Raw genomic sequence first — 24,545 nt, 5'->3', positions numbered from 1 at the left:
GGCGCACCGCGTCAAAGGCCCCTCCGAAGGAGTGCCTCAGGAACCGGCATCATTTGCCGTCAAAACGAAGCTTGCTTTCGGCAGGCGACGAATGATCAAATCACTCATCGGAATACGCCTGCGTCGGGGGGACACATGATGTTCAAGACCATCGCGATCGTTGCCGGTTTGGGACTGGCGCTCGCCGCCACAGCCGAGGCGCAGACGCCGCGCAAGGGCGGAACCATCCGCATGACGGCGCCCTACGGATCGAGCTTCACCAGCCTCGACATTCACACCACGCAGCGCGCCCAGGACGAGATCTACGCCAAGGCCCTGCACCGCTCGCTCTACATCTGGAATTCGGCGGAAGGAAAGCCGGTGCTGGAACTCGCCAAGGAGGACGTGGTCTCGGGCGGAGGCCTCGTTCACACCTTCAAGCTGCGCGACGACGCCTATTTCCACAGCGGCCGCAAGATGACCGCCGACGACATCATCTGGTCCTACAACCGCATCATGGACGGCAGCAAAGCCTATCCCGGCGCGCGTTACGTCCGCGTGATCGAGGGCGCAGCCGCAGTCGAGAAAGGCCAGGCCAAGGAGATCTCCGGCCTGAAGAAGATCGACGACTTCACCATCGAGATGAAGCTGACCGAGAAGGTTGATCCCGGCTTCTACTTCTTCACCGCGCTGACCTCGATCTATCCCGCCGACGAGGCCGCCAAGGAAAGCTTCATCCAGAAGCCGATCGGTCTCGGTCCGTTCAAGTTCGTGGAGCACGTGCCGGGATCGCGCATCGTCCTGGAGCGCTGGGACCGGTTCTACAAGCCCGGCAAGCCCTATGCCGACAAGATCGTGGTGTCGGTGATGGGCGAGGCCGCGGCGCGCGACGTCGCCTTCCGCAACAAGGAGATCGACACCTCGGTGCTGGGACCTGCGCAGTACGTCGCCTACCAGTCCGATGCCGACCTCAAGGGCACCATCGTCGAGGTCGCCGAGGTGTTCACGCGCTACATGGGCATGAATCCCGCGGTCAAGCCGTTCTCCGACAAGCGCGTGAGGCAGGCGATCAATTACGCCATCGATACCGATTTGATCATCAACAAGCTGGTCAAGGGCAAGGCCTACCGCGCCACCAGCTGGCTGCCGCTGACCTCGCCGGCCTACGACAAGGCGATGAAGCCTTACCCCTTCGATCCCGCCAAGGCCAAGCAATTGCTCACCGAGGCCGGCTACGCATCCGGCTTCGAGTTCGAATGGACCACCAGCCAGAATGAAAGCTGGGGCCTGCCGATCGTCTCGGCCGTCATTCCGATGCTGGACAAGGTCGGCATCAAGGCCAAGGTCAAGCAGGTCGAGACCGCGGTGCTGGCCGAGGTGGTCCGCACCGGCGACTACCAGGCCTTCATCTATTCCCAGGCAAGCGGCCCGGATCCTCAGGCCGCGCTGAAATGCTTCCATTCGGCGACGCCGCAGGCGGCCTGTAACTACACGACCTACAAGAATCCCGACTTCGACAAGATCCTCGATGAGGCCGGCCAGACGGACGACATGGCCAAGCGCATCCAGTTGCTGCAGAAGGCCAATGCGCTGCTCTACGAGGAGGCCCCGGTCTGGTTCTTCAACTACAACAAGGCGGTCATGGCGGTGCAGCCCTGGCTCAAGGGAATTCAGCTCAACGCGACGGAGCTGACCCACCAGAACGTCGAGGACCTCTGGGTCGACGAGACCTCGCCCGCGAAGTGACACGCGCGCTCCCTCCGGCGCGACGGGCGAGGGAGGGAGCGGGGAAAAGTTTGAGATGCTCGCGTTCCTGATCCGCCGCGTCCTGCAGACCATTCCGACCGTGCTCGCCGTGGTGCTGCTGGTGTTCGTGCTGTTCAGCGTCGTTCCCGGCAGCATCGTCTCGAGCATGAGCGACGACAGCGATCCGCAGGTCGAGCTGCGCATGAAGAAGCAGCTCGGCCTCGATCAGCCCGTCTATATGCGTTTCGGCACCTACATCGCCGGGCTCGCGACCGGCGATTTCGGAACCTCGTTCCGGACCCGTGAGCCTGTCACGACCATGATCGCCAAGCGGGCCTGGCCGACGCTGCAGCTGATCTTCGCCTCCATGGCGTTTGCGATCCTGCTCGGCGTGCCGCTCGGCTTCGTCGCGGCCTTGCGGCCGGGCAGCCTCGTCGACACCGTCTCGATGATGCTGGCGGTGTCGGGCCTGTCGCTGGCCAAGTTCTGGCTCGGGCTGCTCTTGATGTACCTGTTTGCACTCAAGCTCGGCTGGCTGCCGAGTTTCGGCTACGGTGACGGCAGCCTCAAATACCTGATCCTGCCCGCCGTGACGCTCGGCGTCTCGCCGATGGCGCTGCTGGCGCGGACGACGCGCGCCGCGGTGCTCGAGATCATGACCGCGGATTTCGTCCGCACCGCGCGCTCGAAGGGCATGAGCGAGACCAGGGTCGTCAAGTGGCACGTGATGCGCAATGCGCTCGTCCTCATCCTGACGACCATGGGCCTGCAGTTCGGCGCGCTGATGGGGCAGGCGGTCGTGGTCGAGAAATTGTTCTCCTGGCCGGGCATCGGCTCGCTGCTGGTCGACAGCGTGCTCCAGCGCGACATTCCCGCCGTCCAGGGCTCCATCCTCGTCGTGGTGATGTTCTTTCTCGCGATCAATCTGTTGATCGACATGCTCTACGGCGTGATCGATCCCAGGATCAGATACGCATGAAGCTGCGCGCCAATCTCGTCATCGGCGGAGCGTTGTTCGCGCTGGCGATCGTGGTCGGTCTGCTCGCGCCGTGGCTGGCGCACACCGATCCCGTGATGGACGCCAACCTCATGAATGCGGAGGAGCCGCCGAGCTGGACCTGGTGGTTCGGCACCGACGCGCAGGGCCGCGACATCTATTCCCGCGTCCTCTACGGCGCGCGCGTCTCGCTGACGGTCGGCATCGTCTCGCAGCTCATCAACAGCGTCATCGGCGTGGCGCTCGGCCTGAGCGCCGGCTATTTCGGCGGCTGGTGGGACGATGTCGTCAACGCCCTGACCAATCTCATGCTCGCGATCCCCTCGCTGATCTTCGCGCTCGCCATCATGGCGGTGCTCGGTCCCGGCCTGACCAGCCTCCTGATCGCGCTCGGACTAACCAATTGGTCGTTCACCTGCCGCCTCGCACGGGCCTCGGCACTGTCGCTGCGGAGCCAGGGCTATGTGCAGGCGGCCACCGTGCTCGGCTACGGTGATATCCGCATCATGATCACGCAGCTCTTGCCGAACATGCTGGGGCCGATCGTCGTCATCGGCACGCTGGGCATGGGCAGCGCGGTCCTGTCGGAGGCCGCATTGTCGTTCCTGGGCCTCGGCGTCCGCCCGCCCTTTCCGAGCTGGGGCAGCATGCTGTCGGAAGCGCGGGAGCAGATCACGACGGCGCCGTGGCTTTCGATCTTCCCGGGCCTTGCCATCTTCCTCACCGTGCTCGGCCTCAATCTGCTCGGCGATGGTCTGCGCGACATCCTCGATCCGCAATCGCGGAGCCGGCGCACATGACAGGCAGCCCGCTGCTCGAGGTCGAGGATCTCCGCATCGATCTCGATGACGGAGCGAGGCGCGTTGCGGCGGCCGAAGGCATTTCATTCCGCATCGATGGCGGCGAGACGTTCGGCCTCGTCGGCGAGTCCGGTTGCGGCAAGAGTATCACGGCGCTCGCCTTGATCGGCCTGCTGCGGCCACCCTTGTCGATCGCCGGCGGCGTCATCCGGTTCCAGGGCCAGGAGATCCAGCACCTGTCCGCCGCCCGGCAACGGCAGCTGCGCGGCAATCGCATCGCCATGATCTTCCAGGAGCCGATGACGGCGCTGAACCCGGTCTCGCCGGTGGGGCGGCAGATCGCCGAGATGTTCGTGCTGCACAAGGGCAAGAGCTGGCGGGAGGCCAACCAGCTGGCTGTCGAGGCGCTCGCGAGCGTCCGCGTCCCCGCACCGGAGCGGCGCGTGAAGGACTATCCGCACCAGCTGTCCGGCGGCATGCGCCAGCGCGTGATGATTGCCATTGCGCTGGCCTGCGGTCCGGACCTGCTGATCGCCGACGAGCCGACGACGGCGCTCGACGTCACCGTGCAGGCGGAGATCATCGAGCTGATGCGCAATCTGTGCGCCGAGCGCGGAACGGCGATCCTGATGATCAGTCACGATCTTGGCCTGGTCGCCAATGTGTGCCGCCGCGTCGCCGTCATGTATGCCGGCCGCATCGTCGAGGAGCGCGGCTCGGCGGACATCTTCCGAGTGCCCTCCCATCCCTATACGCAGGGCCTCGTCGATTCCCTGCCGCGTCTCGGCAGCCGTGCTGCGCTCGGCCGCACCAGGCTGAAGGAGATCGCGGGCGTCGTGCCGGCGATTACGCGCTTCCCCGATGGCTGCCGGTTCAATCCGCGTTGCGCGCAGGCGACGGATATTTGCCGAACCACCGCGCCGCAGACGGATGGGCTGGAGGCGGGCGGTTTCGTCCGGTGTCACCATCATGCATGAACCGCAGGCGAGAGCGGACGACGATGTGATCCTCAGCGTGGAGGATCTCGCCGTTCACTTTCCGCTCGGCGGCGGCCTGCTGGGCCGTGGCCGTCGGCTGCTCCGCGCCGTCGACGGCGTCGACCTCAGGCTGAAGCGCGGCGAATGCCTCGGCCTCGTCGGCGAATCCGGCTCCGGCAAGTCGACGGTCGCATTGTCCATTCTGGGCCTGCTGACGCCGACGCGCGGCCGCATCGTGCTGGACGGGCAGGCCGTCACGAACCGGCAATCCGGAGACCGGAAAGCGCTCGCCCGCATCGTGCAGATCGTGTTTCAGGATCCCTACGCCTCGCTCAATCCGCGCCAGACCGTTCGCCGCACGTTAGAGGATCCCCTGCGCGTGCACGGCGTGACCGCGAAAAGCGAGATTGAGGACCGCGTCGCGACCATGCTGAGGCATGTCGGCCTGCGCCCCGAGCAGGCCGACCGTTACCCGCATGAATTCTCCGGCGGCCAGCGCCAACGCATCGGCATCGCCCGGGCGCTGATCCTCAACCCGAAGATCGTCATCTGCGACGAGCCGGTCTCGGCGCTCGACGTCTCGATCCGCGCCCAGATCATCAATCTGCTGCTGGAGCTGAAGGACACGCTCGGCCTGTCCTACATCATGATCAGCCATGACCTCGGCGTCGTCGAGCATATGAGCGACCGCGTCGCCGTGATGTATCTCGGCCGCATCGTCGAGAACGGCGACTGGCGCGAGATTTTTGAGCGGCCGGCGCATCCCTATACGCAGGCCCTGATCGCCGCCATCCCCGATCCGCTGCGCCACGCTCCGCTGGCAACGACGGGCGGCGACTTGCCCAATCCGCTCAACCCGCCGAATGGCTGCGCCTTCAGCCCGCGCTGCCGTCATGCGGAAGTGGTGTGCCGGAGCGAGCCGGGGCCAACGCTCGAGACGCGCGCAGATGGGCATTCTGTGAGGTGCTGGCGCAGCGAGGAGATTGCGGGGCGGACGGCGTTAGTCTCGACAGAGGGCTGATGCGCCGAAGGGGGAAAGCGCTTCTATTCCACTGGCGCGTGTACCCATGAGGCAATGCCAGCTGCAGGGCTCAGAGCATTGCCGCACGCAACCCCAAACAGACGTCCAATCGGCAATAGCTGTGTTAGGATCTGCTTGTTGTCAGCGGGGCAGAGCATGCGGCGGCGAGAGTTCATGGCACTCCTGGGCCGTGCAACGGCCGCTACGGCATGGCCTGTCGTCGTGGACGCGCAGGAGCCGGCAAGGGTTCGGCGGGTCGGGTATATTGCCGGCGCCGATGACGCTACGATGGGACATATCTTCGCGGCATTCCGGCAGCGGCTTACCGAACTGGGGTACGTCGAGGGTCGATCGATCGCGCTTGAGGTGCGCTGGGCCGAGGGACGTGTCGAGCGGCTTCCCGAGTTGGTGTCCGAGCTTATCCGTCTCAAATCGGATGTGCTGGTGGCAGGCAACAGCGTCGCTGCGATAGCGGCCAAGAAGGCTACTCAAACAATCCCCATTGTTATGGTTGCGGCCGATCCGGTTGGACTTAGTCTCGTGGAAAGTTTGGCGCGACCCGGAGAAAACGTGACGGGGCTGAGCTATTTCAATGAGGCAATGATTGCAAAACGCCTGCAATTGCTGAAGGAGATGGTACCAGGCTTGGTCCGGGTAGCGGTGATGAAGAACGCGGCAGTTGCCATCCACGCCATCTTCTGGCGGACCGCCGAGGCGGCGGCACGCACTCTGGGCGTAGAGCTGCAGCCTCTCGAAGTGGGAAAGCCGGAGGATTTTGATGCGGCGTTCGCCGCAGCCATGGGAGGCAACGCCCAAGCTCTCATCGTCTTCGATGACGTTCTGACCATTGTGCATAGACCCCGCATCATTGTTCTCGCTGCCGCTCACCGACTTCCGGCCGTGTACGGACTTCGCGAGTTTCCGAAGGATGGAGGCCTGATGTCGTTCGGTGCGAGCTTCGTCGTCTTGTTCCGACGCGCCGCCACCTACGTGGACAAGATCCTGAAGGGTGCCAAGCCTGCCGATCTTCCCGTCGAGCAACCAACCACGTTCGAGCTTGTCATTAATCGCAGGACTGCGAACGCCCTTGGCCTTACCGTGCCGCCCACCTTGCTCGCCCAAGCTGACGAGGTGATCGAATGATGTCGCTGTTGGCCCAACTTTGACGTCCCGCGAGGGCGGCTTCTGCGCGGCTATCAGGAGCATCGTGGACCGCAGCAGCGCTCGGCGCGGGTTTAGGGCACGCGGAATCTTGTGATCAATCAGATCATTATCGCACGTGACCCGGAGCGGACGCCTTGCGCACTAGCTGGCGACTACGCAGCCCCATTTGTGCCGAACATGCTATAGCGCCGTCTGCGGTTAGCTGACCGGATGTTTTCGTGCCACAGTTCGTCGTCTTTTGCGAAGAGCTGACGGAAACCAGTTGGCCTTTGACCGAGATCAAGCTACTCGTAGCTCATGAGGAAGGACAAGACTTTTCGGCTTGTTCTGATCAAGCCGTCACATTACGACGACGATGGCTATGTCATTCGATGGTGGCGCGGCGGCCTGCCTTCGAATTCGCTAGCCTGTCTTTACGGCATAGCGCTCGATTGTCGCGAACGCGGGGTTCTCGGGCCCGATTGCAACATCGAGATCGACGCCATCGATGAGACCAACTGGAAGGTGCGCGTCGCGGATCTGGCGCGCGCGATCAAGGCCGCGGATGCCGGCATGGTGATGCTGGTCGGGGTCCAGTCCAACCAGTTTCCCCGATCGCTCGATCTGGCGAGACAGTTTCGCAAGCTCGGCATCCACGTTGCGATCGGCGGCTTCCATGTGTCCGGCACCCTCTCGATGTTGCCGGAGCGCGATCCCGGCGTTCAGGAGATGATGGACCTCGGTGTTTCGGTCTTCGCAGGCGAAGCCGAGGGACGGCTCGAGGAGCTGTTGCAGGATGCGGTCGCCGGGCGATTGCAGCCTCTCTACAACTACATCGACGATCTGCCACACCTGGAGAGCCAGCCTTTGCCGATCATTCCCCGCCAGCAGATCGGACGGGTCATCGGCCACACCACGAGCTTCGACGCGGGGCGCGGCTGCCCGTTCCAGTGCTCGTTCTGTACCATCATTAACGTGCAGGGCCGCAAGTCGCGACGCCGCAGCGCCGACGATATCGAGGCCGTGATCCGCGCCAACGTCGCTCAGGGCATCTTCGCCTTCTTTCTCACCGACGACAATTTTGCGCGCAACAAGGATTGGGAAATTTTACTCGACCGCATCATCGCGTTGCGCGAGAAGGAGGGCTGGGACCTCCGTTTCACGATCCAGGTCGACACGCTCTGCCACAAGCTGCCTAACTTCATCGAGAAATGCGCCAAGGCCGGCGTCCGGCGATGCTTCATCGGCCTCGAAAACATCAACCCGGACAGTCTGCTCGGCGCCAAGAAGCGGCAGAACAAGATCACCGACTATCGCGAGATGATGATGGCCTGGAAGAAGGCCAGGATCATGACCGTCGGCGGCTACATTGTTGGCTTTCCCAACGACACACCGGAATCGGTCGTCCGCGACATCGAGATCATCAAGCATGAGCTGCCGATCGACATGCTGGAGTTCTTCTACCTGACGCCGCTGCCGGGCTCGGAAGACCACAAGACGCTCTACTTGAAGGGCGTCGCGATGGATTCGGATCTCAACAAATACGACCTGGACCACGTCACGACGGACCACCCCGCCATGTCCAAGGCGGACTGGGAGCGCGCCGTCGAGCTCGCCTGGAACACCTATTACAGCTGGGAGCACATCGAGACGCTGATGCGGCGTGCCGCGGCGATGGGCAATAATGTCGGCAAGATCGGCACCTACGCGCTCTATTTCAAAGGCTACCATCCCATTGAGCGCGTCCATCCGCTCGAAGGGGGTGTGCTGCGGCTGAAGAGCCGCGACGAGCGCCGTCCGCATCTGCCGGTCGAGCCGGCCTGGTCGTTTTATCCCCGCTATGCCGCCGACACCGTCGTAAAGGCCGTACAATGGGCTTCGCTCGCTCTGCGCCTCCAGCGGCTGGCGCGCAAGGTCAAGTCGGATCCGCACCGGCTCGCCTATGTCGATGCGGCGATCACACTGCAGGCCGACGAGACCGAGAATCTGGATTTGTACAAGACGCGGTCCAGCCAGGCGTTTCTCGATCAGCGGCGGCATATCGAAGAGGCACAGAAACACAAGTTAGCCGGGGGGTAGGATGCCTCGAGTTGAACGGCAGCCATGGGCCTCGGCCCGCAACCTTTGGCCCCGTCAACTCCCGACACCGCCAACCAGGCGCGGGCGGCGATTTGCGAGCGGTTTCGCCGCGGGCAGGGCGCGCAGCCACGCGCGAAAACTAACGATCTCCGGACAATCCGCCGTGCCTTCTGGCGCAACCAGCCAATCACCTGCGCCCGATCCGTCATCGATCCGCTCGCAGCGATAGCCCGGATGGCGGCTCACGCCGCGGGCGATCAAGAGGTCGACCTTGCCCTCGACGAGCTCGTGCAGGCCGGCGGGCTGCAGCACGCTCAAACCGATCTCCGCATGTTCGCTGCGAAACCCCGCAAGTTCGAGCCGGCGAAGGTCGTAACTGCCGTGGACGCCCAATTGCAGCAGCACGGCACCTGACGGCTTCAACTGCGAGGTTGCCTCGGCAATGTGGCGGAAACCTTCGGAGATCCCGGGCAGATAGGCCTGGCCGGCCTCGGTCAGGATGAGCTGCTTGTGCAGCCGCTCGAACAGCTGCACGCCGAGGCGTGCCTCCAACGCTTTCACCTGCTGCCCTACGGCCGCGGGCGTGACGTGCAATTCGTGCGCGGCCAGCTTGAAGCTGAGGTGTCGGGCGGCGGCTTCGAAGGCGCGGAGCGCGTTGAGCGGGGGAAGGGCGTAGGTCATCGAGTGCACTTTGACACCGACAGGCCGTGCCCTTGCAATAGATTTTCTTGCGCTGAACCGCAGCAATGATGCTTTGCGCAAGGGTGATGCCGCCGGATACGCTTGGCCCGCAAATCCGGAGAAACGCCATGCCCCCAGCTCACATCGTCAGCCACAATCCCGCAACGGTTCACCCGCCCGCCGGCGGCTACTGCATGGGACTCGAGCTGAAGCAGCACAGCCGCCTGCTGTTCATCAGCGGCCAGGTGCCTGAAAAGTCCGACGGCACCGTGCCTGATGGCTTCGAGGCGCAATGCGAGCAGGCCTGGCGCAATGTCAGGGAAGTGCTCGCCGCGGCAGGTCTTGGCATCGAGCACCTGGTCAAGGTCACCACCTTCCTGACCGACCGCAGTCAAGTCGTCGCCAATCGCGCCATTCGCCGCGCCATGCTCGGGGAGCACCAGCCGGCGCTGACCGTCGTGGTGGTCGAGACCGTCGACAGCAAATGGCTGCTCGAGATCGAGGCGATCGCCGCCGACTGAGGCGGCGTCGTCGATGTTGCAATGAGCCAATCATATCGGGTGTCCAATGGCTGAGATCCATCCGTTCTACCAGACGCATCGGCAAGCGATGGAGGCCGCCATGCGCGAGCGACTAGACCTTGCCGAAGCGATGCTCCGCGAGCGCCCGCATCTCTCCGACATCGACGCAATCAGGCAGGAGGTGATGGACGAATTTCAGATCGTCCTCACCCAGATGCCCTATGTCGGCGGCGCGGCAAGCCGCATGAGCGATTTCTTCATGCGCCTGACCGGCTTCATGGCCGTCAGTCGGGTGCTGCGGCGCCACGGCGTTCCGGTGCCGGTCATCGGCGAGATCGAGCGGGAAACCTACAAGGCGCAGCTGCTGTCGATTCCCGAAGCCGAGCGTCTCGCCGCGGGGCGTCAGTTCATGTCACGTGAGAACCAAGCCTTGATGCGCGAGCAGGCGGCAAGGAGCGTCACAGAGGCTCACCAAGCGGAGTTTCCGGAAGATTTCGTCTACGATTTCGTCGAGCCGGGTCCGCAGGATACTTTCGAATTCGGCATCGACTACAAGGCCTGCGGCTTCTGCAAGCTCGCGGCGCGCCGCGGCGACACGGAAATCCTGCCGAACATCTGCGGCCTCGACTTCGTCGCCTACGCCACGCGAGGCATCCGCCTGGAGCGGACCCAGACGCTGGCCGGCGGCGCCAGCCACTGCAATTTCCGCTTCTCGCGGTTAGACCGCACCCGCTGACCTGCGACAGGTGATCCCTACGTCGTCATTGCGAGCGTAGCGAAGCAATCCAGACTGTTTCCTCGGAAAGACTCTGGATTGCTTCGCTGCGCTCGCAAATGACGGGGGCACCGGCCTTTCGACGCCGGCTTCCGATGATGACAATCTACCCCTGTTTTGCCCGACGCCTCGCAGTTTTTTTTCGTGCGGTCACGCTCACACCATAGCGGGTTCGTCAGGCGCTCGAATTTCCCAACAGTTTCTACTGTGCATGGGGTTGTTTTCGAACTTTTTGTTTAAGCGGCCGTCTACTCCGCCGCTTTCTCCCTCAAGCGCTGCGCATAGACGTTGATGACCAGCGCCGCCAGGAGGATCAGGCCGCGGATCAGGATCTTCAGGAAGCTGTCGATGTTGACGTGGTCGAGGCCGTTGTTGAGCACGCCGAGCACGAAAAGCCCGACGATGGTGTTGCCGATGCCGCCGCGGCCGCCGAACAGGCTGGTGCCGCCGACCACGACGGCGGCGATGGAATCGAGCAGGTAGGTGTCGAACTCGTTCTGCTGCGCGCTGCCGAAATGGGCAACGCCGAGCATGCCGCCGAGGCCCGAGCACACCGCCGAGATCACCATGACCGCGCCGAGGATCAGCTTGACGTTGAGGCCCGAATATTCGGCCGCTTCGCGATTGCCGCCGACCATGTAGACGTAGCGGCCGAAGCGCGTGTAGGTCAGCACCAGATGGCCGCTGAGCAGCATGATGGCGGCGACGATGACGATCCAGGGGATGCCGCCGATCGAGCCCGAGCCGAGCGTCGTGATCAGGCTCGGCACCTTGTAGGCGATCTGGCCGCGTACCAGCAGCGCGGAGATGCCGGCGGCGATCTGCATCATCGCGAGCGTCATGATGAAGGAGGGGATGCCGATCACGGTCAGCCCCAGCGCGTTGACGAGACCGAGCAGGGCGCAGAGCAGGAGCGACAGGATGATCGCGACCGCGCCGGGCAGGGGAATGTTGGCGATGTTGACGTAGGATTCCTGCAGCGTGAAGTAGGCGACCGCAATGCCCGTGACGTTGGCAATGCTGGCGACCGACAGGTCGATCTCGGCGCAGAGGATCACGAAGGTGAGGCCGACGGCGATGATGCCCGTCACCGACACCTGGGTCAGGATGTTGCCGAGATTGTCGAGCGTTGCGAATGAGGGGCTGGCGAAGGCGAAGAAGGCGGTGAGGAAGATCAGCGTCAGGAACGGGGCGATGTTGCGCATCTGCGAGCGCAGGAAGGGCGCAAGGCCCCGTGCCCGTTGTCCTGTCGCCAAAGCCGTCTCGCTGCTCATGTGCTTCTCCGTCACGCCGCTTCCAGCAGGCGGTCCTTGCTGACCGGCTCGTTCTTGAATTCCCGCACCAATGCGCCGCGCTTGAGCACGAGGATGCGGTCGGCCAGCGACAGCACCGTTTCCGGCTCGGTCGACAGCACGATGATCGCGAGCCCCCTTGTTCTGAGGTCGCGCACGATGTTGATGACGTCGTTCTTGGCGCCGACATCCATGCCGCGGGTCGGCTCGCACAGCACCAGCAGCTTGGGCGGATAGGTCAGCCATTTCGCCAGCGCGACCTTCTGCTGGTTGCCGCCCGAGAGCATGCCGAGATCGAGGCCGACCACCGGCGGCCTGATCTGCAGCTGCTCGACCTGGCGTTTGGCGATGTCGCGCTCCTGCGCCGGCTTGAGCAGCAGCGAGGAGATGCGGTCGAGAATGCTGATCGAAATGTTCTTGTAGACCGGCTCCTGGTGGAACAGCATGTCGCGCCGGCTCTCCGGCACCAGCGCCACGCCGGCGCGCCGCGCCGCCGCCGTGCTGGCGAAGGTTTTCGGCACGCCTTCGACTGCAAGCGTGCCACCGTCCGGCTTCAGCTTGCCGAACAGGATGCGCGACAGCTCCTGCTGGCCGCAGCCCATGAAGCCGTAGATGCCGAGCACCTCGCCGGCGCGGGCCTCGAACGAGACGTCCTGAAGGCTGCGGGACAGCGACAGCTGGTCGACCTTGAGAACAACGTTGCTGTCGCTCGGCTGCGGCAGCATCAGGTCGTCGGTGTAGCTGTGCTCGAGCGCCTCGCCGCCGCGGCCGATCATAGCCTCGATCAGCGCGCCCTTGCTGGTCGCGGCGCTCGCCGTCTCCGCAACCTTGCGGCCGTTGCGGAACACGGTCACCGTGTCGGACACCAGCAGGATGTCCTCGATGAAATGCGAGATGAAGACAATGGCAGTGCCTTGTTCGCGCAGCCGCCGGAGCGTTGCGAACAGGCGCTCGACCTCGGGCGGGGAGAGGGCGGAGGTCGGCTCGTCCAGGATGACGATGCGCGCGCCGGAGAACAGCACGCGCGCGATCTCGATCAGCTGCTGCAGCCCGATCGGGAGGTCGCCGAGCCGCGCCATCGGATCGACGTCGATGCCGAAGCGGGCGAGCTGCTCACCCGCTTCGCGCGCCATCCGCCGCCATTGCACGAGGCCGAAGGCGTTGGTCGGCTGGTTTCCGAGGAAGACGTTCTCCGCAACCGTCAGATCGGGCGCGACGCTGAGCTCCTGGTGCACCATGGCGATGCCGGCGGCGTGCGCATCGCGCGCCGAGCGGAAATGCATCTCCTGGCCGTCGACCAGGAAGCGGCCGGAGAACTCGGTGTGCACGCCGGCGATGATCTTCATCAGCGTGCTCTTGCCGGCGCCGTTCTCGCCGACGAGACCGTGGATCTCGCCGGGATAAAGCGCGAAGTCGACACCACGAAGCGCTTCGACGCCGCCGAAGCTCTTCGTGATGCCCTGCAGTTCCAGGATGGGCTGTTGTCCCACGCTCATGAAAGATCTGGAGGCTCAGATCAGGAAGTGATCCTGCATCCACTGCATTCCGGCGGCGTTGGCCTTGGTCACGACCGGGCCGTCGGTGACGACGTTCTTCGGGATGCCCTGTCCGCTCTTCTCGCCGCCGATCACGGCGGAGACACCCGCGACGATCGCGCCGCCATGGATGCGGCAGGACGGATTGCGGACGGTCGCGAACATTCGGCCTTCGCTGACCGCCTGGATCGCCGGCGGCATGGCATCGACCCCGCCGATCAGGATGTTGGTGCGATTGCGCGCCTTCATGATGTTGGCGGCGGCCAGCGCCATGTCGTCATTGTGGAAGAAGGCCGCATCGATCTGCGGGTACTTGGTCAGATAGGTCTCCCAGAGACGGGCGGTCTTCGAAACGTCCCAATCGGCCGGCTGGGTGTCCAGCACTTCGATGCCCGGGAATTGCTTGACGACCGAGTTGAAGCCCTTGGCGCGGCCCTGCGCACCGGTGTGGCCGAGCGCGCCCTGCGTCATGATGATCTTGCCCTTGCCGCCCATGGCGTTGCACAGCGCCTGCGTCACCGAAGCGCCCATGAACTCGTTGTCGGGAGCGAGGAAGGAATGGACGTTGATCTGATCGAGGGGCGCGATCAGCGTGTCCATGTCGATCACGGGCGTGCCGGCGTCGATCATCTTCTGCACCGGCTGGGTGAGGGTGCCGATGCCGAAGGCCTGGATCGCGACGAAGTCCCATTTCTGCGAGGCCATGTTGTCGATCGCCGCGCGCTGCTTCACCGCATCGAGCTGCCCGTCGAACCAGGTCACCTCGACATTGAACAGCTTGCCCCAGAATTCCGCCGCCTGCTTGCCTTGCGCGCACCAGGTGGCCTGGAGGCCGGCGTTGGAGAACGCCGCCTTCAACGGCTTCTCGCTGCGTCCGACTGCGGCCAGTGCGGGGCTTATGCCCATGCTGCCGAGGATGGCAGCTCCGGCGCCGGCGGTCGCAGCCGCCTGAAGAAGATCGCGCCTCGTCGTCGAGAAATCTTTCGTCCCGGACATCGCTCGCTCCCATATATTTTGTCGTCGGCGCGTCATTGGTAGCGCTACCGATCTCCGAAAGTCTCTCACAAGAGTTGTTCGCACTCAATCTGCATTCAGCCGCAGCGTCGTCGCAGCCCGCGCGTTGGTGCAGCGCAAAGCATCAGGTGGCCGCGGCGGCGAATGCGTCGATCTCGGCGAGCAATGTATCCCAGGCCTGCGCGATCTCGGGCGTCCATTCATCGCCGAGCAGATCGCGGAGCGCATCCCTGATGACGACGAAGAACGCGATGAACAGCTCGCGCGGCGTGCCATAGGCATCGTGCGAGGCGACCTCGCACGCGATCAGCCGGAAATGCCCGCGGCGCTCGCCGGCGAAGTCGAGAATCGCCTCGATCGTCAGCGCCAGCATCGACCCTTTCACGAGATCAGCGCCGTCCGTGCGGAACATCGCCTGCGTTTCCGGATGCTGATCAAACAGACGTCGATAGACGAACGGCGTGAGATCGGCGCAGCGCGAGGCTGCACGTTCGAAGCTGTCTTGGATGGGATCAGAGGCCGCGTTCATCGGCAGTTCAGCCGCGCGGGCAAAAAAAGAGCGGGGCCCTGGCCCCGCTCAAAAATTGTGTCGACCCTATTATCCCCGATCTTAAGATTTGATCTTGATTGACGGGGCGACGCTGCGTTTTGCGCGCCAGGGGCTCCTCCCGAGACTTGGACCACCAGGCCTCGACCTCGCGGTCAGTGCCTGAGCAAGAGGGATGCTAGATCAACTTTTCTCACTTGTCATCATTTTCGGCAACGAATGTTCAAAATAGGAGCAGCTGACGAAACGATCGGGCTTTCGCTCCCCTAAATATATGACAGATATAAGAAATTTGTGGATGGTCGGGCGGGTTTCCCTGCCTCGGATACCGGCCGGGCTCGGGCGTAGGGCGGTCGGGCCACAGCTTTCGAGCAATTTGTGCGGGACCACGCGGGCGGCGGAACTGGCCTCGACTCGGCCCCGCCCGAGTGATTAGTTAGCGCACGAACGAATGGTCCGGCGGATGCGCGCACGCCTGCAAAAATTCCTGCCTCTGGTCCTGCTCGCCCTTGTGATGCAGGTGCTGGCGCCGATCGCCGCATGTCTCGCGGCCGGCCAGGCTGCGGCCGATCCGTTCTCTGCAGGCGCCATCTGCCACAGCGCAGGGGAGCAGGACGGCCCGGTCGACGAGACCGGGACACCGGCCGCGAAAGCCGGTGCATGTGCGCTTTGTTGCCTCGTGCACGCTGACGCTTCGCTTGACGCGCCGCCCCATGCGGCGTTCTCAACTCCCGTCCGCCCCATCGCCCGCATCGTCTGGCACATGGCGAACGCGCCCGTCCTCGCCGCCGACGATGGTTCGATCGCCCGGGCACGCGCTCCGCCTCGCATTTCCTGATCCGCGAAACCTTCAGCTCCGCGCCGGCTTCGGCCGTGCCGGGATCGCTATGCACCGGCTCTCTGCCGGCATCAGGAATGACCTCATGCCTCGTTCAGGCTTCTTTCGACTGCTTTCCGCACGTAAGATTCTGCTTGCCTCAGCTTCTGCCCTCGTTGTGCCGTCCAATGCAATCGCGCAGGAAAACCGACGCGAGCTTCCTCCCGTTACGGTCGACGCGCCGCGGGAGAAACGGGCCTCACCAGCCCGCGCACAGCGAACGCCCGCACGATTGACGCGGGCCCGCGCGCCTGCAACTGCGCCTGCCCGACCGACGGCAGCTTCCGAAGGGGCTCCTGGCCCTGGTTCCCTGACGGTTCTTACCGCCCAGCAGGCGCTGAACGAGATCAACCAGACGCCGGGCGGCGTAGCGCTGGTCACAGCGGAGGCTTACCGGAATTCGACACCCGCCAGCACGATCAAGGATGTCCTGGACTACGTGCCCGGCGTGTTTGTGCAGCCGAAATGGGGCGACGACACCCGGCTTTCGATCCGCGGATCCGGCCTGTCGCGCAATTTCCATCTGCGCGGCGTGCAGCTTTACATGGACGGCATCCCGATCAACACGGCGGACGGCTATGGCGATTTCCAGGAGATCGACCCGACCGCCTACAAATATGTCGAGGTGTACAAGGGCGCGAACGCGCTGCAGTTCGGAGCCAATTCGCTGGGAGGCGCCGTCAACTTCGTGACGCCATCGGGACGCGACGGATTTCCGAATGGCGTCTCGCTCGACGTGGGAGCCTTCGGCCTCAGGCGACTGCAGGCCAATGCAGGAGGCGCCAACGGGCCGTGGGATGGTTTCGTCACCGCATCGACGCAGGCCACGGACGGCTTCCGCGATCACAGCTTCGGCTCGGGCAACCGCGTGAGCGGCAATGTTGGCTACCAGTTCTCGCCGGATTTCGAGACGCGATTCTATCTCAACGCCAACGAGGTGCGGCAACGCATTCCAGGAACCGTCACCAAGGCGCCTGCCTTGACCAATCCGGAGGCCGCGGCTCCGGCGAACGTTGCGCTGGACCAGCAGCGCAACATCGACACGGTCAGGCTGGCAAACAAGACGACGATCCGATTCGACGACACCAGGCTGGAGTTCGGCGCTTTCGGCGTCGACCGGCACCTCATGCATCCGATCTTCCAGTGGCTCGATTATCGCTACAAGGATTATGGCGGCTTCGCGAAGGTTACGGACGACCGCATTATCGGCGGTTATCGCAACAGGCTGGTCGCGGGCGTCAACCTGTTGAATGGCAGCATCGACAACCAGCAGTTCGCCAACATTGCCGGACAGAAGGGGGCATTGCTGTCGTCGTCGTACGATCGCTCGGAGAACACCTCGGTTTACGTGGAGGACAGCTTCTATTTTCTGCCGAACGTCGCCGCGATTGCCGGCACGCAATTTCTGCATGCGACCCGCAATCGGCGGGACCGGTTTCTTAGCGACGGCGATCAGTCGGGAGCAACCCGCTTTGATCTTTGGTCGCCGAAGGCGGGCCTGCTGTGGCAGATCGACCCGACGTGGCAGGCCTTCGCCAATGTTTCGCGGAGCGCCGAAGTGCCGAGCTTCGGCGAGAGCGCGCGCGGTCCTGGCATTCCGACGATTCCGTTCACCAGCATCCGCCCGCAGATTGCGACGACCTACGAGATCGGGACGCGCATGAGACTGCCCGACTACACCTGGGAGCTGACCGCCTATCGCGCCGATATCCGCGATGAGCTGCTGTGCCTCTACAGCGCCTTCGGCAATTGCAACGTGACCAATGCCGACCGAACCGTCCATCAGGGCGTCGAGGCTGGGGCAGGGGCAGCAATCTTCCGCGACATCTTCGGGACAGTCGGCGCGCCCGACAAGGTGTGGCTCAACTTCGCCTATACTTACAGCGATTTTCGCTTCGATAGCGCCCCGACATTCGGCAACAACCAGCTGCCCGGTGCGCCGCGTCACTATTTGCGCGCCGAATTGCTCTACAAGCATCCGACCGGGTTCTATGCCGGTTCGAACGTCGAATGGGTGCCGCAAGCCTATTTTGTCGACAGCGTGAACACGTTGGCGACGGAGCCGTATGCACTGCTCGGATTGAAAGCGGGCTTCGACAATGGCGGGCCGTTCTCCGCCTATATCGAGGGTCGAAACCTCACCAACAGAACCTACATTGCAAGCGCCAGTATCATCGATCGCGCCAGCGCGACGTCGGCGTTGTTCGAACCAGGCACCGGCCGGGCGGTCTACAGCGGAATGAGGTATCGATGGTAAGCGCACTGAGGCTGCCGAGACCACCACGACCGACCGTGCTCGATCAGAATGAAAACAGAGGGAACCTAATGAACAGGATCATGCCATCACTGCTCGCCGTCGCCATGCTGCTCGGCACCAGCGCGGGAGTCGCAGCCGAGGACGTCAAGACCGGCGATCTCGTCATCTCGCAGGCCTGGAGCCGGGCGACGCCGGGCGGCGCCAAGGTCGCCGGCGGCTACCTGACCATCGAAAACAAGGGGAGCGCCGCCGACAGGCTGGTCAGCGTGTCCGCCGATATCGCAGGCAAGGCCGAGATTCACGAGATGGCGATGGATAATGGCGTGATGAAGATGCGCGCGCTCGACAAGGGATTGGCGATCGAGCCCGGCAAGACCGTGAAGCTCGCGCCCGGCGGCAATCATTTGATGCTTCAGGAGCTGAAGGGGCCATTCAAGCAAGGCGACAAGGTGCCGGTGACGCTTCAGTTCGAGAAGGCAGGAAAGGTCACTGTCGCCCTCGCCGTCCAGGGCGTCGGCGCGCAGGCGCCGGGCGATGGCGGACACTCGGGCCACATGGACATGAAGAAAATGCCGGATCATTCGGGAATGAAGATGAAATGAGACTGTTCTGGACTCTCGGGAGACCGAATATGTCGAAGCGATCCTGCCTGATCCTGATTGCCGCGCTCGCCGCATCACCAGTGGCGGCGCATGTCTCGCTCGAGACCAAGCAAGCCACAATTGGTGCGTCCTACAAGGCGGTCTTCACCGTGCCGCATGGCTGCGCGGGCTCACCGACGGTGAAGCTCCGCGTGCAGATTCCGGAAGGGGTCATCGCGGTGAAGCCGATGCCGAAGGCCGGCTGGACCATCGATATCGTGGAGGGCAAATATGCCGGGGAATACGACTATCACGGCAACAAGCTCTCGTCCGGCGTCAAGGAGGTGGCGTGGTCCGGCGGCAAGCTGCAGGACAAGAACTATGACGAGTTCATCATGCAGACGGTGCTGACCGACAAGCTCAAGGCGAACACGACCTTGTACTTCCCAGTGGTTCAGGAATGCGAGACCGGCGTTCGTCGCTGGATCGAGATCCCAACCGAGGGGGCAAGCCATTCGCATGAGGGCAAGTCGCCGGCGCCTGGCGTCAAGCTCCTGCCGAAACCCTGATGCGCCTCCTCGCCGCGTTCGCAACGCTGCTCTTCGCTGCCAGCTTCGCGAGCGGTGCGCTCGCGCATGCGGCGCTGATCTCGGTCGAGCCGGCGAGCGGCAGCACGCTCGCGACCGCGCCGAAGGTGGTGGAGCTGCGGTTCAACGAACCGGTAACGCCGGGCGCGATCCGGCTGATCGACGGGACGGGCAGGGCGCGGGACGATCCGCGTGTCGGCGCGTCGGGCGACACGATTTCGATCCTGATGCCAGCGGATCTGCCTGAGGGGACCGCGGTCGTCAGCTATCGCGTGGTCTCGCAGGATGGCCATCCGATCGTGGGATCAGTGATGTTTTCAGTCGGCATGCCGTCGGAGACGAAGCCGTCCGCGAGTACGGACCATTGGTTGGCCGCGCTGATCTGGCTGGCGCGCGTTGGCCTCTATCTCGGTCTGTTCGTAGGCGTCGGCGGTGTGTGGTTTGCGCGCTGGATATCATGGTCTCTGGCCGGCATGACCGTGCCGCGCGTGGCGCTCGCGGTCGGCCTTTCGAGCGCGGTGGTGTCGCTAGGTGCGCTGGGTCTCGATCTCCTTGGCCTGCCGCCGGCGGCGCTCGCGACGGCCGCACCTTGGAAGGTCGCGGTGGCAACCAGTGCCGGCCGCGCGTTTTTAGTTGCTGCCGCCGCGATGCTGTTCGCTCTGCTGGCGCTGCGCAGCGCATGGTCCTCGCGGGCTCTTGCGATCATTGCCATGGTCGGCGTGGGCCTGTCGCTCGCCATGAGCGGGCATGCCGCAACGGCGCCGCCTCGAATGATGATGCGCCCGGCGATGTTTCTTCACGGCCTGTGCGTTGCGCTGTGGATCGGCGCTCTTGCTCCGCTGGCGGCATTGCTGTCGAAGCCGACGCCAGCAGCACTCGCCGTCGTGAAGCGCTTCTCGGGCATCGCCATGCCGGCGGTCGGCGTGCTGGCATTGACGGGCCTCGCCCTTGCGATTGTTCAGCTCGAAAAAGTTTCGGCGTTGGTCGAGACCCGCTATGGCTTCATCCTCTCGATCAAGCTCGGCCTGGTTCTCATGCTGCTCGCCCTTGCGGCGCTCAACCGCTTCCGCCTCACTCCGGCACTCGCCCGCGATCGTGGAGCCCAAGCCATCCTCAAGCGCTCGATCCTCCTCGAATGCGTGATCGCCCTCGCCATCTTCGCCGTCGTCGCCGGCTGGCGCTTCACGCCGCCGCCGCGAACGATCATTCCGGAGATCCCTTTGGCGATCCACATCCACGGCGACAAGGCGATGTTCCAGGTGCTGGTGTCGCCCGGAAAGGTCGGCAAGGACGATTTCGTGCTCCAGCTCATGACCGGCGATGGGACGCCCTTGGCGGCCAAAGAGGTGACGTTGACGCTCAGCCTGCCCGAGCGCGGCATCGAGCCGATGGAACGGGACGCCTTGCTCGGGCCGGATGGCTACTGGCACGTGCGCAAGGTCGAGCTGCCCTTCGCCGGCCGCTGGCGTGTGCGCATCGAGGCGCTCGTGAGCGATTTCGAGATGATCACGCTCGCGGATGAATTCGAGGTGCCGCCACCCTAGGCTCACCGGCTTTGCTGAGCACGGTGCTCCTGAAGTCAAACCTGAAGGCAACGGAAAAATGACAGGTATTTCGCCGCGTTAGCGGCTTTTCCTCATTCCCGTCTTGTGTTTTCGCTCCCAATCCGGTTTCACTGCAGGCGATCACTGATTCCCAGAGTATTACCATGCGGTTGTCGCGGTTCTTTCTGCCCATCCTGAAGGAAAATCCGAAAGAGGCGGAGATCGTCTCGCATCGGCTGATGCTGCGTGCCGGCATGATCAGGCAGGAGGCGGCCGGCATCTATGCCTGGCTGCCGCTCGGCTTCCGCGTGCTGAAGAAGATCGAGCAGATTGTGCGCGAGGAGCAGAATCGCTCCGGCGCGATCGAGGTCTTGATGCCGACGCTCCAGCTCGCCGACCTCTGGCGCGAGAGCGGCCGCTACGACGCCTACGGCCCGGAGATGCTGCGCATCGCCGACCGCCACAAGCGCGAGCTGCTGTACGGGCCGACCAACGAGGAAATGATCACCGAGATCTTCCGCGCCTATGTGAAGTCCTACAAGAACCTGCCGCTCAATCTCTATCATATCCAATGGAAATTCCGCGACGAGCAGCGTCCGCGCTTCGGCGTGATGCGCGGCCGCGAGTTCCTGATGAAGGACGCCTATTCCTTCGACCTCAACGAGGCCGCGGCGCGCGTCGCCTACAACAAGATGTTCGTCGCATACTTGCGCACCTTCGCACGGATGGGGCTGAAGGCGATCCCGATGCGTGCCGAGACCGGCCCGATCGGCGGCGATCTCAGCCACGAGTTCATCGTGCTCGCCGAGACCGGCGAATCCGGCGTGTTCATCAATCGCGACGTGCTGGACCTGCCGGTGCCGGGCGAGGACGTCGACTATGAGAGCGACCTGACGCCGATCATCAAGCAATGGACCTCGCTCTATGCGGCGACCGAGGACGTCCACGACGCCTCGCGCTTCGAGCAGGAAGTGCCGGTCGATAAGCGAGTCAACACCCGCGGCATCGAGGTTGGCCAGATCTTCTATTTCGGCACCAAATATTCCGAGCCGATGAAGGCGCTCGTGGCGGGGCCTGATGGTGTCGACGTGCCGATCCATGGCGGCTCGTACGGCGTCGGCGTCTCGCGCCTGCTAGGTGCCATCATCGAGGCTTGCCATGACGATGCCGGCATCAAATGGCCGGAGGCGGTGGCACCGTTCCGCGTCTCGATCCTCAACCTGAAGCAGGGCGATGCGGCCGTCGATGCGGCCTGCGAGAAGCTCTATGCCGAGCTCACGGCCAAGGGCGTCGACGTGCTCTATGACGACACCGATCAGCGCGCTGGCGCCAAATTCGCCGCCGCCGACCTGATCGGCATCCCCTGGCAGATCATGATCGGGCCGAAGGGGCTCGCCGACGGCAAGGTCGAGATCAAGCGGCGCAGCGACGGCGCGCGCGAGACCATGTCGCCTGCGGACGCGGTCGCAAGACTTGTGGGCTGATAAGGCTGGTCAGCTGAATATTGTTCATCGCGCGATATCGCGGCCGCCAATCCGGCCACAATTGACCCCGAATCATGGGATTATCGAGCGATGGATGAGACCATGACCGAAACCGTGCAAACCGCGCCTTTCGCGCCATTCGAGTGGATGCTGTCGGCGCGCTATTTGCGGGCGCGCCGGAAGGAGGGATTCATCTCGGTCATTGCCGGGTTCTCCTTCCTCGGCATCATGCTCGGCGTCGCGACGCTGATCATCGTCATGGCCGTGATGAACGGTTTCCGTAAAGAACTGCTCGACAAGATCCTGGGCCTCAACGGCCACATCCTGGTCCAGCCGCTGGAATCGCCGCTGACCGACTGGAAGGACGTTGCCGACCGCCTCAGCCAGGTCGAGGGCATCCGGCTTGCGGCGCCGGTGGTTGACGGTCAGGCGCTGGCGTCATCGCCTTGGAACGCCTCGGGCGTCCTGGTGCGCGGTATCCGCTCCGACGATCTCAACAACCTCACCTCGATCGCCAAGAACATCAAGCAGGGCTCGCTCGAGGGGTTTGACGAAGGGCAGGGCGTTGCGATCGGCCGGCGCCTCGCCGACCAGCTTTCGCTGCATGCCGGCGACAGCATCACGCTGGTGGCGCCGAAGGGCGCGGTCACGCCGATGGGCACGACGCCGCGCATAAAACCGTACAAGATCGTCGCGGTGTTCGAGATCGGCATGTCCGAGTACGATCTCGGCTTCGTGTTCATGCCGCTCGCCGAAGCGCAGGCCTATTTCAACCGCAGCAACGACGTCACCTCGATCGAGGTGTTCACCACCAACCCCGACAGGATCGACGCCTTCCGCAAGGCGGTGACGGAGGCGGCGGGCCGGCCGATCTTTCTGGTGGACTGGCGGCAGCGCAACTCGACCTTCTTCAACGCGCTCCAGGTCGAGCGCAACGTGATGTTCCTCATCCTGACCATGATCGTGCTGGTCGCCGCGCTCAACATCGTCTCCGGCCTGATCATGCTGGTGAAGGACAAGGGCAGCGACATCGCGATCCTGCGCACCATGGGCGCTTCGCAAGGATCGATCATGCGGATCTTCCTGATCACGGGCGCCTCCATCGGCGTGGTCGGCACGCTGGTCGGCTTCTGCGTCGGCCTCGTGATCTGCGTCAACATCGAATCGATCCGGCAATTCCTGTCCTGGCTGACTTCGACCGAGCTGTTCTCGCCGGAGCTCTACTTCCTGTCGAAGCTGCCTGCCGAGATCGACGTCGGCGAGACCACGGCCGTCGTCATCATGGCGCTGACGCTGTCGTTCCTGGCGACGCTCTATCCGTCGTGGCGCGCCGCGCGCCTCGATCCCGTCGAAGCGCTCCGGTACGAGTGAGGGACTGATGGAGCAGCAGCAGGGGGCAGAAGATGTACCGGTCATTTATCTCCACGAGATAAAGCGGCAGTACTTGCAGGGCGAGGTGCCGCTGACGATCCTCGACGGCGCCAAGCTGGCGCTGTGGGCCGGCCAGTCCGTCGCCCTGGTGGCGCCATCGGGCTCGGGCAAGTCGACGCTGCTGCACATCGCGGGGCTGCTGGAAGCCCCCGATTCCGGCGAGGTCTATGTCTCGGGCGCGCCGACCTCGCAGCTGCCCGACATCGAGCGCACCCAGTTGCGCCGCACCGATATCGGCTTCGTCTACCAGTCGCACCGGCTGCTGCCGGAGTTCTCGGCGCTCGAGAACGTCATGCTGCCGCAGATGATCCGCGGCCTGAAGAAGTCCGAGACCGTCAAGCGCGCCAAGGAGATCCTCGGCTATCTCGGCCTCGGCGACCGCATCACCCACCGCCCCGCCGAGCTGTCCGGCGGCGAGCAGCAGCGTGTCGCCATCGCCCGTGCGGTGGCCAACGCGCCGCGCGTGCTGTTTGCGGACGAGCCCACCGGCAATCTCGACCCCGGCACCGCCGAGCACGTGTTCCAGGCGCTGATGCAGCTGGTCAAGGCGACGCACGTGTCGATGCTGATCGCGACCCACAATATGGAGCTCGCCGGCCGCATGGACCGGCGCGTGTCGCTGTCGCACGGCCAGGTGGTCGAGCTCGACTAAACGCGCGAAAACAACCCCACGCACA

General features: G+C 64.0%; 22 protein-coding genes. 17 read left to right on the top strand and 5 right to left on the bottom strand.

Translation table 11 applies throughout. From position 1 onward, the window contains the following. Nucleotides 1-135 precede the first annotated feature (135 nt). From P0R31_RS04110 to P0R31_RS04080, 7 genes are all read left to right on the top strand, one after another. On the top strand, nucleotides 136-1,725 hold the full coding sequence (locus tag P0R31_RS04110) for an ABC transporter substrate-binding protein (protein ID WP_430516795.1): 1,590 nt from the start codon (nucleotides 136-138) through the stop codon (nucleotides 1,723-1,725). 55 nt (nucleotides 1,726-1,780) lie between these two features. After that, nucleotides 1,781-2,704, top strand: coding sequence for an ABC transporter permease (locus P0R31_RS04105; RefSeq protein WP_128265629.1), 924 nt, complete (start codon nucleotides 1,781-1,783; stop codon nucleotides 2,702-2,704). After that, on the top strand, nucleotides 2,701-3,522 hold the full coding sequence (locus P0R31_RS04100; RefSeq protein WP_128265630.1) for an ABC transporter permease: 822 nt from the start codon (nucleotides 2,701-2,703) through the stop codon (nucleotides 3,520-3,522). Before P0R31_RS04105 ends, P0R31_RS04100 begins: the two co-directional genes overlap by 4 nt. Continuing rightward, nucleotides 3,519-4,499 (top strand): ABC transporter ATP-binding protein, encoded by a 981-nt coding sequence (locus P0R31_RS04095; protein WP_275512975.1) that lies wholly within the window; start codon nucleotides 3,519-3,521, stop codon nucleotides 4,497-4,499. Before P0R31_RS04100 ends, P0R31_RS04095 begins: the two co-directional genes overlap by 4 nt. Continuing rightward, the gene (locus P0R31_RS04090; RefSeq protein ID WP_275512974.1) at nucleotides 4,492-5,520 is read left to right on the top strand and encodes an ABC transporter ATP-binding protein; all 1,029 of its coding nucleotides are present in this window, start codon (nucleotides 4,492-4,494) and stop codon (nucleotides 5,518-5,520) included. The genes P0R31_RS04095 and P0R31_RS04090 overlap by 8 nt, the downstream gene beginning before the upstream one ends. A 174-nt stretch (nucleotides 5,521-5,694) precedes the next feature. Beyond that, complete coding sequence (locus P0R31_RS04085; RefSeq protein WP_275512973.1) at nucleotides 5,695-6,663, top strand: ABC transporter substrate-binding protein; 969 nt, start codon at nucleotides 5,695-5,697, stop codon at nucleotides 6,661-6,663. 318 nt (nucleotides 6,664-6,981) lie between these two features. Then, nucleotides 6,982-8,742 carry a B12-binding domain-containing radical SAM protein gene (locus P0R31_RS04080; protein WP_275512972.1) on the top strand — a complete coding sequence of 587 codons (1,761 nt, stop codon included), beginning with the start codon at nucleotides 6,982-6,984 and terminating at the stop codon, nucleotides 8,740-8,742. Between the two features lie 54 nt (nucleotides 8,743-8,796). Here P0R31_RS04080 and P0R31_RS04075 read toward each other — a convergent pair whose 3' ends face one another. Further along, nucleotides 8,797-9,423, bottom strand: coding sequence for a LysR family transcriptional regulator (locus P0R31_RS04075; RefSeq protein WP_275512971.1), 627 nt, complete (start codon nucleotides 9,421-9,423; stop codon nucleotides 8,797-8,799). A 128-nt stretch (nucleotides 9,424-9,551) separates the two neighbouring features. Here P0R31_RS04075 and P0R31_RS04070 point away from each other — a divergent pair, with 128 nt between their 5' ends. Next, nucleotides 9,552-9,944: a RidA family protein gene (locus P0R31_RS04070; RefSeq protein ID WP_275512970.1), complete on the top strand. Its 393-nt coding sequence runs from the start codon at nucleotides 9,552-9,554 to the stop codon at nucleotides 9,942-9,944. A 46-nt stretch (nucleotides 9,945-9,990) separates the two neighbouring features. Continuing rightward, nucleotides 9,991-10,680 carry an L-2-amino-thiazoline-4-carboxylic acid hydrolase gene (locus P0R31_RS04065; protein WP_275512969.1) on the top strand — a complete coding sequence of 230 codons (690 nt, stop codon included), beginning with the start codon at nucleotides 9,991-9,993 and terminating at the stop codon, nucleotides 10,678-10,680. A 287-nt stretch (nucleotides 10,681-10,967) separates the two neighbouring features. On the opposite strand, the gene P0R31_RS04060 is transcribed toward P0R31_RS04065, so the two are convergent. The 4 genes from P0R31_RS04060 to P0R31_RS04045 all read right to left on the bottom strand — a co-directional run bounded on the left by P0R31_RS04060 (nucleotide 10,968) and on the right by P0R31_RS04045 (nucleotide 15,089). Continuing rightward, entirely contained in the window at nucleotides 10,968-11,993 is a 1,026-nt protein-coding gene (locus tag P0R31_RS04060) for an ABC transporter permease (protein ID WP_275512968.1), read from the bottom strand. Between the two features lie 11 nt (nucleotides 11,994-12,004). Beyond that, a complete protein-coding gene (locus P0R31_RS04055; RefSeq protein ID WP_275512967.1) occupies nucleotides 12,005-13,507 on the bottom strand; it encodes a sugar ABC transporter ATP-binding protein in 1,503 nt (500 codons plus the stop codon). 15 nt (nucleotides 13,508-13,522) lie between these two features. After that, on the bottom strand, nucleotides 13,523-14,542 hold the full coding sequence (locus P0R31_RS04050) for a sugar ABC transporter substrate-binding protein (RefSeq protein ID WP_275512966.1): 1,020 nt from the start codon (nucleotides 14,540-14,542) through the stop codon (nucleotides 13,523-13,525). Between the two features lie 142 nt (nucleotides 14,543-14,684). Then, on the bottom strand, nucleotides 14,685-15,089 hold the full coding sequence (locus P0R31_RS04045; RefSeq protein WP_275512965.1) for a globin: 405 nt from the start codon (nucleotides 15,087-15,089) through the stop codon (nucleotides 14,685-14,687). A 481-nt stretch (nucleotides 15,090-15,570) separates the two neighbouring features. On the opposite strand from P0R31_RS04045, the gene P0R31_RS04040 reads away from it, so the two are divergent. The 8 genes from P0R31_RS04040 (at nucleotide 15,571) to P0R31_RS04005 (ending at nucleotide 24,520) form a co-directional block, all read left to right on the top strand. Then, complete coding sequence (locus tag P0R31_RS04040; RefSeq protein WP_275512964.1) at nucleotides 15,571-15,945, top strand: DUF2946 family protein; 375 nt, start codon at nucleotides 15,571-15,573, stop codon at nucleotides 15,943-15,945. An 85-nt stretch (nucleotides 15,946-16,030) separates the two neighbouring features. Beyond that, a complete protein-coding gene (locus P0R31_RS04035; protein ID WP_275512963.1) occupies nucleotides 16,031-18,241 on the top strand; it encodes a TonB-dependent receptor family protein in 2,211 nt (736 codons plus the stop codon). 68 nt (nucleotides 18,242-18,309) lie between these two features. Next, nucleotides 18,310-18,843: a copper chaperone PCu(A)C gene (locus tag P0R31_RS04030; protein WP_430516794.1), complete on the top strand. Its 534-nt coding sequence runs from the start codon at nucleotides 18,310-18,312 to the stop codon at nucleotides 18,841-18,843. 29 nt (nucleotides 18,844-18,872) lie between these two features. Then, on the top strand, nucleotides 18,873-19,391 hold the full coding sequence (locus P0R31_RS04025; RefSeq protein ID WP_275512962.1) for a YcnI family protein: 519 nt from the start codon (nucleotides 18,873-18,875) through the stop codon (nucleotides 19,389-19,391). Then, a complete protein-coding gene (locus P0R31_RS04020) occupies nucleotides 19,391-20,953 on the top strand; it encodes a copper resistance CopC/CopD family protein (RefSeq protein ID WP_275512961.1) in 1,563 nt (520 codons plus the stop codon). Before P0R31_RS04025 ends, P0R31_RS04020 begins: the two co-directional genes overlap by 1 nt. Before the next feature lie 164 nt (nucleotides 20,954-21,117). Continuing rightward, nucleotides 21,118-22,437 (top strand): proline--tRNA ligase, encoded by a 1,320-nt coding sequence (gene proS, locus P0R31_RS04015; protein WP_275512960.1) that lies wholly within the window; start codon nucleotides 21,118-21,120, stop codon nucleotides 22,435-22,437. 90 nt (nucleotides 22,438-22,527) lie between these two features. Continuing rightward, nucleotides 22,528-23,808: a lipoprotein-releasing ABC transporter permease subunit gene (locus tag P0R31_RS04010; protein WP_036010095.1), complete on the top strand. Its 1,281-nt coding sequence runs from the start codon at nucleotides 22,528-22,530 to the stop codon at nucleotides 23,806-23,808. Nucleotides 23,809-23,815: 7 nt separating this feature from the next. Next, nucleotides 23,816-24,520 (top strand): ABC transporter ATP-binding protein, encoded by a 705-nt coding sequence (locus P0R31_RS04005; protein ID WP_036025279.1) that lies wholly within the window; start codon nucleotides 23,816-23,818, stop codon nucleotides 24,518-24,520. The last annotated feature ends 25 nt before the right edge of the window (nucleotides 24,521-24,545 follow it).

This window comes from Bradyrhizobium yuanmingense, from assembly GCF_029167105.1.
Classification (GTDB): Bacteria; Pseudomonadota; Alphaproteobacteria; order Rhizobiales; family Xanthobacteraceae; genus Bradyrhizobium; species Bradyrhizobium yuanmingense_A.
Note: the sequence above shows the minus strand (reverse complement) of the source record. Positions and strands in the feature narration are given on the sequence as shown.